Source organism: uncultured Psychroserpens sp. (assembly GCF_947500255.1).
Classification (GTDB): Bacteria; Bacteroidota; Bacteroidia; order Flavobacteriales; family Flavobacteriaceae; genus Psychroserpens.
In genome coordinates, this window is record NZ_CANMRL010000001.1 from 552150 (window position 1) to 566166 (window position 14017).

6 protein-coding genes are annotated in these 14017 nt (G+C 33.6%); all 6 read left to right on the top strand.

Annotated features, from left to right (window positions below; genetic code table 11):
• The 6 genes from Q0783_RS02285 (at position 1) to Q0783_RS02310 (ending at position 14009) form a co-directional block, all read left to right on the top strand.
• Positions 1-11241, top strand: a complete 11241-nt coding sequence (locus Q0783_RS02285) for a hypothetical protein (protein WP_298892938.1) — start codon at positions 1-3, stop codon at positions 11239-11241.
• On the top strand, positions 11241-11756 hold the full coding sequence (locus Q0783_RS02290) for a hypothetical protein (RefSeq protein ID WP_298892940.1): 516 nt from the start codon (positions 11241-11243) through the stop codon (positions 11754-11756). Before Q0783_RS02285 ends, Q0783_RS02290 begins: the two co-directional genes overlap by 1 nt.
• Positions 11757-11937: 181 nt before the next feature.
• Positions 11938-12432 (top strand): hypothetical protein, encoded by a 495-nt coding sequence (locus Q0783_RS02295; RefSeq protein ID WP_298892942.1) that lies wholly within the window; start codon positions 11938-11940, stop codon positions 12430-12432.
• 121 nt (positions 12433-12553) lie between these two features.
• Positions 12554-12973: a hypothetical protein gene (locus tag Q0783_RS02300; protein ID WP_298892944.1), complete on the top strand. Its 420-nt coding sequence runs from the start codon at positions 12554-12556 to the stop codon at positions 12971-12973.
• A 127-nt stretch (positions 12974-13100) separates the two neighbouring features.
• Entirely contained in the window at positions 13101-13457 is a 357-nt protein-coding gene (locus tag Q0783_RS02305; RefSeq protein ID WP_298892946.1) for a hypothetical protein, read from the top strand.
• A 66-nt stretch (positions 13458-13523) separates the two neighbouring features.
• Complete coding sequence (locus Q0783_RS02310) at positions 13524-14009, top strand: hypothetical protein (RefSeq protein ID WP_298892948.1); 486 nt, start codon at positions 13524-13526, stop codon at positions 14007-14009.
• Positions 14010-14017 lie beyond the last annotated feature (8 nt).

Sequence of the window (14017 nt, forward strand, 5' to 3'; positions counted from 1 at the left end):
ATGTGTCAAAAAATCAACTTTATTTTTATTTCGCTAGGCCTCTTTTTAGGCTTAAATCTTAACGCTCAAAATGAAGAACATATTGAAACATTGTTGCCTTCTGAGATGACCTTGCAAAATACACTATTAATAGAAGACCCCTATTTTTTCACGCCTAATAGTGTTGCTGAAAACCCTGGAATAGAAATTTCACTCGGGGTTTTAGATGATATCGTTATTAATCCATCGTTATGGTTTACATACGAATTAAAAGTACAGATTTCAACCATCGACATGACACCACCCGCAACCACGAATCCGTCTTTTGGACATGTCTTTACAGTCGAATATAATCCATACGGAAACACAGGTAATTTTAGCGATTTAGATGTATTAAAAATTGATGGCGCACATAGTTTAAGCATAGAAATTACAGGAATTACAATTATTGATAAATCAAGTGGGCAGAGTATTGGCACTGCAAACCCAGGAAATGTGTCCTTATCACTAAAATATTCAACTAACCGATACAAGAGACTTTCTACTGTTTTACCAAGTTGTTCTACTTCACTTTTTGAATTTGGGGCTAATGGAGAACTACCAGCAACTAGCCCTCAAACAGCAGAAGAGATAGAAATTAATTGGACAAGTATTACTGGTGCCGAATTTTATGATTTAGAATGGACTTGGATTGATGATTATGCCAACACTCCTTCAGGGACTGAGCTACAACCATCAGCCTTAGTTTTAACCGAAAGAGATTTTGAATTAAACCATACCAGAGTGCGTGTTTCAGATACCAAATATCGACTCCCATTAATCTATCCAAATGGGTATTTGGTTTATAGAGTAAGAGCCGTTGGCTATCGAGCTGATGCTTATGAAGGAGGAGGCGATTTTGAAAATACATCTAAATTATTTTTAGGAGAATGGTCAAGTGGTTCATCAAATAAAGACTTTGTTTCAGATTGGCCAGATTATGAAAGAACCTATCATCATCAGCAATCAAAAAATTGGCAATTTCAGGCGTCTTATGCCGAAGACGGAAAAAAGAAAGAAGTTGTTAGCTATTTTGATGGGACTTTGAGAAACCGTCAAACGGTTACAAAAATAAATACTGATGGAACGGCAATTGTAGGTGAAGTTATATATGATAATCAAGGGCGTCCTGCTGTTGAAGTATTACCAGCACCTTCGCAAATTGCGTCTCTAAATTTTCATGAGGATTTTAATTTAAATGAAAATCAAACAATCTATTCCCATTTAGATTTTGATTGGTCAGATACTGCGGCAGATTGTGATACAGAAATGATTACAAATGGGATGTCTAACAATTCAGGTGCTAGCTTATACTATTCTCAAAAGTTAACACTCAAAACTGAAGATAAAGATTACTTTATTCCAGATGCTCAATTGTATCCATTTTCACAAATTCAATATACTAATGATAATACAGGTAGAGTAAAAAGAAAATCAGGTGTTGGATTAAATCATCAATTTGGAAGTGGTCATGAGATGAAATATTTTTATGGGACACCCTATCAAAAAGAACTCAATAGACTTTTTGGCTATAAGGTAGGTTTCAATAAGTTTTACAAAAAAAACACGGTCATTGACCCTAACCAACAAGTTAGTGTGAGTTACATCGATCCTCAAGGGCGAACTATAGCAACAGCATTGGCTGGTAATAAGCCAACAAAACTCGATGCCTTATCAGATCATGATAATGGTAATCACACGGCTATAAATGTAGATTTACTTACCAATAACTATAGCTATTCAACAGGTACGTTTGGATCATTTGAAGACGGATTCCAATATTTTGGAAATGAATTTGTTGCTATTGACAACTCTATTGTTACCCTAAATTATACAGCACAACAAAACCAAGTATTAATTTGTAATGAAAATTACAATATTATCTACGATCTGTCTATAAGTCTTACAGATGAGTGTGGTGAACCCATAGATTTAGGAAATCCAAACCTTTCTGTTTTTAATCAAACTATAGGAGATACTGGCAGCGCTACTAATGTCAATTTTCAAACATCTGCTAACCCGTTATCGGTTGGAAACTATAACATTTCTAAGAGTATTAAAGTTAATGAAGAAGCCTATAACGCTAGTTTAGATACATATATGGCAAGCGATTGTATTTTGCCTTTGGATTATTTTACACTTCAATTAGTAGATGATGATTGTGCTTTAGATTGTGATGCGTTCTTCACCCAATATCCAACTTTAACAAGTTACTTGACAACGCGTATAGCAGAAATAGAACTATCTATAAGCAATTATAATCCACCTTATAATGTATTAACCACAGAGCAAAATTCATTATATACTGAAGCTCTTACAGATATTTACACAGCCAAAGAAGAGACTTGTGTTGATATAGACATCTTAGAGACGCCAGATCCAACAGGCACCTTTAGTTTTACCGCAAACTGTAAAATTGCAGATTTAAGGTTATTACAAGACTTTAATCCAGGGGAACAATATGCGATATTTCAAAATGACAATGAAGAGCCTATCGAAGATGAATTTAGTATCTATTATGATTTAGATGGGTCTAATCCATCTTATTTACCAAATACTGGTAGTTTGACTTCGGCTGTATGGCGAAATCCCGTTATTGTAGACCAAATAGACCCAAACATATTAACCTATGAGTATGTAGATGATGAGGGCCAAACTGCCTATGTAGAAGTGATGCCTCAAAAAGATGAAAATGGCGATTTTATTCTTGACACTGATAATAATATAGTCTTTTCTCCTTCAATTTTACTGGCAGAAATTAGTCAATACTTAGACGGAAATGGTGACCCAATTGTTAATTTAGACGGTTATATAGAAGTAAAACCACAGCACTTAAAAGACGAACAGGATTTTATTGATAACTGGCAAAATAGTTGGGCAAAATCGCTCTTATATTATCATCCAGAGGTAGGATACAGCACCTTTTTTAATGACATATGTGGTACACTTGGTAATACAGGTTTTACAAGTTCTAATTTACCAAGTCAATTGAGTTCATCTGCATTTGACGAGCTCCTAAAATCATTATTTTATGAATTAGACCCTAATGACACCGAAAACATTCAGATTCTGAATAATTCAGAGTTAGAAGCAATCTTTTCCAATCCTCTGATGTTAGTAGAACATGATCCTTATTTCAACTTAACAACACAATATACTGGTGTGAATAGTCTTGTTAATGGTATAGTTGATATGGACAACACCTATAGTCCAGCCAGTAATTTTACTATTGGTTCTGAAACCTATAATTTCGATGGAGAATTAGGTGCTAGAAGAGCTTTGATGGAGTACATTTTAAAGTATGACATTGACGGTCTTGGAATGCCAATGTGGGAAAGCGCCTATCTTGCCGTTATTTGCGGAGAGTCCTCTCTCTATAATTGTACATATCCAAGTGATATGACTTCTGCCTTAGCGCTTTTAAATACTACAGAAAAACAACAATTTTGGCAAGGCTATAGATCGATGTATCTCAGTACTAAAGACAAGATTGTGTTCATAATGTCAAACATTTATGCCAACCAAAATGGATTTTTTAATGGTTGTGTTGAAGATTTAAGCGATAATCCTTTGGCACTATTAAGTGATTATCCTCAAAGTTTTAGAAACGTATTCGATTTTTATTTTGATGAAAACCCATCTGGTAATTCAAGTAATTCAGGTGTTTGTGAAAACAGTTTCTCGAGCGCCTATGAAAATAAGTTGAGACGTTTTATCCCTTATGATGTTTTATTAGATACATCAACTGGCTCTGCTAATTTTGAAGATTTAGCCGATGAAGTCGATTATCAAACATGGATTCAAACAGGCAACTGTCCTGGAGTTTATGATATGGAATCCCTACTTAAAGGGCTGTTTGTAAAAACTACTGGGCAAATCCCGACGTCTTCGGTAACTGCACATACCAATGCGCAATACCTAACGCCAGATTTGTATGTTGGATTAGGCGGCAACATCATATTAGGGAATTCAAGTCAGCCGCTTGAAGGCGCATCAGGAATTAAAATATACACCAATGGATCTACAGCAGGAACAGGTGTTCTTGAAATTTTTGTTGGTGACGACGACGACTTAGACTCAAACGAGAATAATGGTGACACCTGTACAATCACTATTGATGCTACCAATGATCCATCAAACATGTATAACTGGAACAATTATGGATCTGCAAATGGACAATGGTACATCGTCGATGTTAGAGATTTGGTCTATGTAAATGATAATAATGGAGAACAAACATTCTCTTTTTTAGCAATCATTATTGAAGATGGAGATATTAATAATCCTGTCGAAGTTGTTTTTGACGGTGCTTCTTGTGCAGTCATTGGCGGTTGTGATACAGATGATTTTAATCCTAATGGAACGCTTCCAATTCTTGGTGATTGTAACGAAAAACATATAGGATTAACCATTTTAATGCCTAATGCTTCACTAGGAAACCCTTTTACTAATGATAATCGATCAAATGTAGTCTCTGGATTTTTATCTTTTTTCAATTCAATATTAGACGACAATCTCTTATTAACGTCTAGTTTAGATGCCTCTGGCGGACAATTTATTACTCATGGTGCGATACAAAGAAATGTCACTACTTATCTGGGATCGGCTACTCAATATTCATATACGATAGCGGCAAGTCAACCAAAAACAACGCCATACTTATATGAAATTCAAAATGATAATTATTCAAATTCATTTAAGATTATGGCCGATAATATTCCAACGGTTATTGACAAACCTATGGATGTGATGTTTGTGGTCATAGCAAGAGATAAGTTTACTAGTTTAAGTGATACTCAAGCGTCGTATAATAACTTAGTTAACAACCCACTCATTAAAAAAGTGTTTTTTATCATTTATGATACGACAACTAATACCATCATAGACAATGACCCAAGTACTCCAGAAACGTCTTTAACTCCTTATGAGTTTATTGATAGTTTAATTTCTGGGACGCCTGTGAGTTATGATAACACGAATAGTATATATACTTCAGATTTTAAGTTTTTAACCTTAAGCGAGTTAAATCCTAACCTACCTTCGGGCGTATATGATTGTCCTGCGCTAACCACGTTTATGACAAATGTATATAATGAACTCTATCAACCTTCAGGAACAGCAAACACCAATCCATGTAACCCTTGTGTTCCAGTGCCTCCAATGCCAGTAAGTTGTGATGACAAATGGACCTCTTATCTTGCGACACTTGGAGCAGATGACGGAAATGGATATAGCAGCTTGATTCCTGGTTTTGAAATTCCAGATTGGTTAGATAAAGACACCTTTTGTGAACTGGGCTACAAATATTCATTAGCCGATTATTTGGTTTACATCGATGAATTTGATATTGATATTGACGGCATCGATAATGAAAATTATATATCATTCTTTTCTTTTAGTACTCATGCTTTAGGTGCAGGTCATCCAGATACCTCTCTAGCCATATCCGATTTTTTATCTTATATAAATTCACTTCCAGTAAATACCGAAGCTCTAAATTGGTTAGAATATGTTAATCAAGTCTATCTACCAGCTACAAAAACATGTCCAACAGGAATACTAGAAATTGATACGCCAGGTGTTGAGGCTTTTGACGACTGTGAAGAGTTTATCGATAATATTCAAGCCTCGTATGCCAATAATTTGTATGAGCAATACCTCGAAGAACAAAGAGCTTTTTTCAAAAATGAATATCTAAATGCAGCCATGGATAATTTGGTGGAGACCTTTGATCTTACCTATGACGATAAAGAATTTCAATATACCTTATACTATTACGATCAAGCAGGTAACCTAATGCAAACCGTATCTCCTGAAGGTGTTGATAGACTGGAAACACCTGATAATACACAAATAAACCAATTACGAACTTTAGAAGTTGGCTCTACCAATGCAGATATAAATCCGAACCACACGCTTAAAACAAGATATAAATACAATTCATTAAATCAATTGGTTTATCAAAACACACCTGATGGAGGCGAAACGAGATTTGCTTATGATGATCTAGGTAGAATCGTATTATCCCAAAATGCCATTCAAATTCAACCTGAAAATGGATTTTATGAAGAAGTCATAGATACACCAACATTTATTAATCAAGTGAATGTAAGTATCACAGGAAGTACAATCACCAAAACAACCTCTGGATCATGGAATGCAGGTACATCATCTCAAGAACTTATTTATGGTGATGGTTATGTAGAATGGACCTTACAAGATCATGGTTACATGGCAGGTTTATCTTATGAAGATACAGATACAGATCATGATGATGTAGATTATCGAATACATCCACAGTCTTTTGGTTCCTATCGACTTTATTATCCAGGCGGATTTGCATCAGCTGGCTCCTGGAATGCAGGTGATGTACTGAGAATTTCCAGAACTGGTGATCAAATCAAGTTCTATGTTAATGGTATTCTAAAAAAGACACGAACCGAAGCTACTCCAGGGTTACCATTACGATTTGATTGTGCATTAACAGGAACCGATAGTAAAATTCATGATGTAAAAATTGTAAGAACCAGTACCGAATTACAACGATATAGCTATACCTCTTACGATGAACTAGGTAGAATTAAAGAATCTGGCGAATTGAGTATTCCTAATAATCTGTATACAATTAACAATAGAGGCCGATTGGTACGTAATTTTGACCAATCGATAGTAGAAGAGGTTAATCTCGATAACTTCCCAGATAATTTTTCACAGCTTAGAAAAGAGGTTACCGTAACACAATATGATAAGGCCTTCAGTAATGATATTGCTGATCTTTTCGAAAACTATAATCGCTACAACAATAGAAATCGAGTGACTTCGGTACTATACTACGAAACCTATCCAACCAATCCTGTTAATTTTCAGAATGGATTATTCTACAGTTATGATATCCATGGTAATGTTAAAGAGTTTATTACCTATATCAATAATTCATACTTGAGCTTATTAGAACAAAACGTAAAAAAGGTGTACTATGACTATGATTTGATAAGTGGTAATGTAAACAAGGTCTACTATCAAAAAGATAAGGAAGACCAATTTATCCATGCCTATAACTATGATGCCGACAATAGAATTTTAGATGTAAAAACGTCTAGAGATGGTGTTATTTGGGAGAAAGAAGCCGCTTACGAATACTACAAACATGGACCTATGGCTCGTACAGTTATAGGTGATAAAAAAGTGCAAGGTTTAGATTATGCCTATACCATTCAAGGTTGGTTAAAAGGGGTTAATTCAGAAAAAATAGATGCCGAAGATGATATAGGAAATGATGGGCATTTTGGTGTCAATAACAAAACCGCTAAAGATGCTATAGGATATGTGCTTAATTATTTTGATAATGATTACATCGCTAACCATCAAAGCCGATTGTCAAATCTGTCTGGAACCTTAACCCAATCACAATCCAATTTATACAACGGAAATATAAAACAAGTGACCACCTCGCTTAGAGGATTAAACGAACTTAAACTAGGTACACTTTCGAATACCTATATCTATGATCAATTAAATAGAATAAAATCAAGTACCAATCAATTAGCTACAGAAAATAACGCCAATGGAAGTATTAGTGTGGTCAATGCAGGATATGATACCAGTTATGAGTACGATCGAAATGGAAATTTAAAGCAATTAAATAGAGATGTTAAGGGCATTCAAATGGATCAATTTAACTATGTGTATAATGCAGGCACTAATCAATTAAACTTTGTTGGTGATTCGCAAACCAATTACAGCCAGTTTGATTCTGATATTGACGAACAGCTTTTTGATAATTATACTTATGATGATATTGGCCAATTAGTTTCCGATACTAGCGAAGCCATGACGGTAGAATGGAATGTATCAGGAAAAGTAAAAAAGATCGTTAAAGACGGTAGAGATATTTTCTTTGATTATGACGGTTTAGGTAATCGTATATCAAAACGTGTCCACCCATTTATTGGTTCGCCAACCGAAACCTATTATATAAGAGATGCTCAAGGTAATACACTGGCAGTAAATGACCTGAAGTATACCAACCCAACCCGAAGCACTACTGCTGTTGAGTACAGCGTGCTAGAGCACAATATTTATGGAAGCAGCCGACTAGGATTACAGGAATACAGCAAACTTAAATTGGCAGAGGTCACTTACGACGCTAATGATTTAATTGCCTTTGACCCGATCAATCAGGTTATCGAATCAAATATATGTGATAATTGTGCCTATAACTTTAATTCATCTAATGCGACTTCGGCCTTTTTTACAGATAATGCCATGGATATTAGCTTTACCACTGGTAATAACTTTACGATAGATACCAATCTTACCTTAGCAGATTTTCCAAATACAAGACGTGTTATTTACCAATTGGCAAGTACAGATTTGGGCGAGGCAAACACCATAAAAGTGGCTGTAGTGAAAGAAGACTTAGGCAATGGTGATATACGATATCTTCCAGAAATACGATTTACAAACTTTACTTTAGTTGGTCCAAATCAGTATACAAAAACAACAACCTTAGTCTATATTACCGATCCTACAACGGTAACCTCTAATACAGATATCCAATCCATCTATTACGATGTGTACTATGGCATCAATAATTACCTTAATGTGACGCTTATTCATAATGGAAATACCTATACCATCTCATCTGCGGGAGGTTTAACCAAAGAAGAATTGCCTGTAGAAACCGTAAGCTATACCGAATCATTCTCATACATATCCAACCATAATTTTGAAATGTGCAACCTCACCTATGATATCGAAGGTCATGTAAGAGATTTTAGATTTACAACAATTGGTGAGTCGCCAATATCTAATGGCTTAACCATATCGTTAGATGATCTATCCCCTTCTAAATGGATACCATCTTGTGGTGTGGATGACGATTTAGACAATGATACGGTTTTAAATGATGATGAAGGTATGGATCCTAATGGCGATGGAGATTATGCCGATGCTCAAGATTCTGATGGTGACGGTACTCCAGATTATCTAGATACCGATGATGACAATGATAGTATTTTAACTATCGATGAAGATATAGACCAATCGGGTTCTTCAATTAATGATGATACCGATGGCGATGGGATACCTAATTATCTCGATGTCGATGATGACAACGATAGTATCAACACCATTTTAGAAGATGTTGATGCCGATGGCGATCCAACCAATGATGATTTCGATGCTGATACCATTCCAAACTATTTAGATAACGACGATGATAATGATACAGTGTTAACTATTGACGAGTATCATAGTAACCAAGATTTTGATAGCGACGGCAGTCCAAACTACCTCGATATTGATGATGATGATGATACGGTGTTAACCGCTTTTGAAAACACCTTCGATCCATTGCCAAATGATGGTGTAGATGTGTACTTATTAGATACTGATGCCGATGGCAGTCCAAACCATTTGGATATTGACGATGATAACGATGGTTATATCACCGAAGAAGAAGATGACGATGGCGACAACGACCCAACCAATGAAGATGAAGATATCGATGGTCACCCAGACTTTTTAGATGCTCACGATAGCGATCCGCTGTTGCCTGGTATGATAAATATATATGCCTATAATCGTTTGGTAGGTGACAAACGTTACGAGCTAAGTAACCATTTGGGGAATGTACTCTCTGTAATTACAGACCGCAAATTACCTACTCAAAACTTAGGGAGTGAAACCTATGGCAATTCTACTTTGGGCGAACTCTGGAACACCTACAATATCGCAAGTATCAATACCATAAGTAATGGTATTGAAGTCAACGTATTAAGCGCAAATTCTGGAGCCATTGGTAATTATAATTTGACAGCCAATACCGATTATTTAATCCAGTTAGATATTGATAGAGATAATTATACTTCTAATTTAAAACTCAAGATCAAGGATAATGATGGTTATGTATTTTATGATGAGTTTATAAACCAATCTCAAACGGCAGGAACCATTATACATACTAATATTACCAATACACATTCTATTATTGTGTACTCTGATAATAGTTTTAGTAGTGCCGAAACCTTTACCATTAAAAATTTAAGTATTACAGATATCACTACAGTGGCTCAAAACTCTAATGAGATTGATATTTTTGGTACCTTTATACCAGATGTTGTAGCCTATAATGACTATTATCCTTTTGGAATGCTCATGCCAGATCGCCATGGTAGTATAAGTGATTACCGTTATGGTTTCCAAGGGCAGGAAAAAGATGACGAAGTAAAAGGTGAAGGGAATTCTATCAATTATAGGTTTAGAATGCATGATCCAAGGGTGGGACGATTTTTTGCTGTGGATCCTTTGTTTAGATCTTTTCCCTGGAACAGCCCTTACGTATTTAGTGAAAACAGGGTGATTGACGGAATTGATTTAGAAGGCTCGGAATTTGATCCTATATCTCTAAATCGACTCTATTTGTGGTGGAAATATGGTAGAGGAAAGAAAAAGAGCAAAGGCATTTCGGGTGTCAATAAAATTCTAGATGCATCTGGTTACAAAGTAGGAGTAAGCAGTTTAAATAAACGTGATTTTGTAGGCAAAGGGCAAGATGCTAGAAGAATTGAACAAGAAAAGATTTTAAAGACTGTTGATGGAATAAATGATTTAGCTGAATTTGCAATTTTAGAGCCATTAGAAAACGGAATGGAAATGATTGGTTCAGTCCCAGGAATTGACACAGTCATGGATCCTGTCTTAGCAAGTTATTATGGATATAAGTATTCTTTAACTGGAGATATTGATGATGGAATTAGTGCATTTTCTTATGCAACAGCAACAGTTGTTCCTTTTGCAAGCGGATTGATAATAAAATATGGAAGTGAAGGTATTATCAAATCTGTAAAGATATGGATGCCAAAAAGTAGCAATGTAGGAGACAAGTTTGTTGCTAATTTAGCAAATATGATTGAATTTAGTAGACCCAATAGAATAAAAGCAATAGATTCTGAAATTAGCAATTTAAGTCTAAAATCAAGAACTGATATTGATATAAATATTGATAACTCTATTTGGATTGAAGTTAAAAAAGGTGCCAAATTAAACAAATGGCAAGTTGAGAAGCAACTAAAGGCATCTGCAGAAGAAGGCATGGAATATTTTTATTATACTGGAGAAAAATTATCTAATCAGCAAATTCAAAACTTGTTAGATTGGGGAGTTAAAAGAGAGAATATAATTAATAATTCAGCAGATTTAATTAAAATAATTGATAAATAATGTCAGGAGTTAACTTAACAATAATTAGTTGTAATAAAAAAATATCAAAGAGTAGCAATTTTTTTTCTGACTTAGGTTTTGACAAAGAAAAAAAACAAGACGGAGAATTTTTTTGTGAATTTACGGTAAACAAGATTTTAAGTACAAAAGAAAAAGACATATTTATACATGATGATTTTTATGTTTACTATAATGAAAATTTAAAAAATCATGGTTACTCTGAACAATTGTGGAAAAAAATAATAAAAAAACTAAATAACCCTCTGTGTTCTTTAAACATGATTTGCATGTCAAGAAACTATGGTAGTTATTATGTGTTATCTAAACACTTAAAAGAACTAATACTAGAAGGGTATCATTTTTATATTGTAAGTAATAATGTGGATAATAAAATTAAAAAAAAATTCAATTCACCTACAGATTTACTAGAAATAGAAAATAACACCTATTTACTATCAAATAAAGTAATCAATTACTTGATTCAAAATGAGGTTTTGGATTTTTTTGAGTATTAAAATATTAGAGTACTGATTCTTTGCTATCGCAAGCGTCCACGCTTGTGCTAAATAAACAAAGCTAAAAGTAGAGATATTAAGCTATATTTAAATCACAACAAATATCTAAGGCCAGCGTGAGGAAAAATTCAAAAAAGAAAAAAATAGAAATGGTAAGGGTATAAATCCAAATGGTTATTAAATGAAAAAGCTACCACTATTTGTAATATTATTAATTATCGTATTTGTTTCGTGTAGAGATAAAAGAAATATGTTTAAGAACTATAAGTCCGTTAGCCATTATAATGTGAACGACATATCTTTTACAACAGGTATTCAAAACAATCAGTTGTTTTTCTTAAGTGATTCTAAATTGGATACTTGTCTAAATAGGATTCCATCAGTTTATTTGGATAATAAAATGAAGAAAGACGTCTATTTTTATTCTTATGGCTGCAGCTTTACTAGCTATTGTTGCAATATGAAATCTACATTAGATAGTATTAAAGAAATTAACAATATGACCTATTATTATATAAGTCAGACTCTAGGAGAAAAAGAAGTTCCGATTAATTTAGAGCAGCCATTTCCTAAAAGAGTATTTATTTATTCAAAAGAGAACGGCGTTGAAAATTTAAAAGAGTATCATAATGAAAAAGAATTAGCTTGGCCCTATGACAGAGATATAGAAGATTAACTACCTCTCACCAACGCAAACGTCCATGCTGTTTAATATAGATATAAATTGAGCTATGTCTAAATTGTAACAAATATGACGCTTGTTGCTAAGGTTGGTGTGAGAGATTTAATATAAATAAATGAACTATAGTGTATTTAAATATGTGATAAGCGGGTTGTTTTTTCTTCTGTTTATCAATTGCAATCGAGCAACTATTCCGAGTCAATTTGAAGGTAATTGGCAGTTGGTTCATATTTACGAAGAGAATACTGATTTGTTAAATAATGATTCAGAAATGATAATAATTGTTGACTATATGATTGTAGATAAATATGGTAATTTTATTATGGATTTATTAACTATAGATGAGCAAATAAAAGGAGAATTGATAATTAACGATAGTGACAATTATATTACTATTAAAAGTGCAAGTAACCCGAAATTCAATAATCGATATGAAATGGACACCACCTTTCTAAATGATGGATATACTACTATTACTGAATTATTACTTATCTCAGATAAATTGCAAATTGTTGCTAGAAAACAGAGTAATTAAGAATGAACCAACTAACGCAGATTTGTAATTCGTGTGTACAGTTGGCTACTTTAAAATTAACTATTCATGACATAATGCCTACCACTAATCCATTACTAAATGTTACTAAATGTTAAATTATTTTGATATGGAAAACGACAAAATCTATACAAATAAAATACATGACGTATTAGAATTAATTAGAAAAAGACCTTACTTTTTAACATCAAAATCGATAAGTGCTTTAGAAAACTATATTAGAGGCTATATGGTTTTTGGGAAATGGGGCTTTTATGATCATGGTTTAATTTATAATGAAAAGGATGTAAATTTAAATGAGTTTAGGTTTTGGATTCAAGGACAATCTTATATTCCTTTATCTCAAGGGCCTTCATGTTCCGAATTTTTATTAGATAAATGCAATAATGATGAAGAAAAAGCCTTTAACTTATTTTTTAAGCTTTTAGATGAGTTTAAAGAGTTAAAGCGCAATGAGATAGATTAGCATTATAATTTAAATGCGTTCTATTTGCACTCAATAGCACCAGTCAGCATAATGAAACTTTAACACATGTTAGATTTAAGATATAAATTAGACCATAACGCTACAAAAAGCGCAATAAAAAACTTGAGTTCTTTTGAACTTACCAAAGAATTAATAAGTAATGAGCTGTTCTATGGAGAAGTTGAAATTTATTGTAAAGCTTGCAATAAGATAGAATTTAAAGCTTTTTTGTTTCAGTTTTTAGATGGCTTTTTAGGAGGATTGAAGGTTTTAAAAAATGATTTAAAACCTGAAAAATTTAAAGATGCAGAAATTGGAGTATTTGATTATCGATATAACGAATATGATTTTTCAATATTAAAAAAGGAAGACGTAATACAAATTAGAGATGAAAATACAGCTTGTGAATTTGAAACAAAATTTCAACATCTATGGAAATTATTCACTAATACTAAAGCCAATCTTATTGCAGATGTACTTGAGGTTTATCCTCAATTCTCTAATAATGACTATTTTAAAACGAATCCTAATACCAATCTCACTAGCTTGTAATTCATGTC

Excerpts from the sequence above, each read along its gene's own strand:
- Q0783_RS02285 (WP_298892938.1), top strand. The coding sequence starts at position 1 with ATGTGTCAAAAAATCAACTTTATTTTTATTTCGCTAGGCCTCTTTTTA.
- Q0783_RS02290 (WP_298892940.1), top strand. The coding sequence starts at position 11,241 with ATGTCAGGAGTTAACTTAACAATAATTAGTTGTAATAAAAAAATATCA.
- Q0783_RS02295 (WP_298892942.1), top strand. The coding sequence starts at position 11,938 with ATGAAAAAGCTACCACTATTTGTAATATTATTAATTATCGTATTTGTT.
- Q0783_RS02300 (WP_298892944.1), top strand. The coding sequence starts at position 12,554 with ATGAACTATAGTGTATTTAAATATGTGATAAGCGGGTTGTTTTTTCTT.
- Q0783_RS02305 (WP_298892946.1), top strand. The coding sequence starts at position 13,101 with ATGGAAAACGACAAAATCTATACAAATAAAATACATGACGTATTAGAA.
- Q0783_RS02310 (WP_298892948.1), top strand. The coding sequence starts at position 13,524 with ATGTTAGATTTAAGATATAAATTAGACCATAACGCTACAAAAAGCGCA.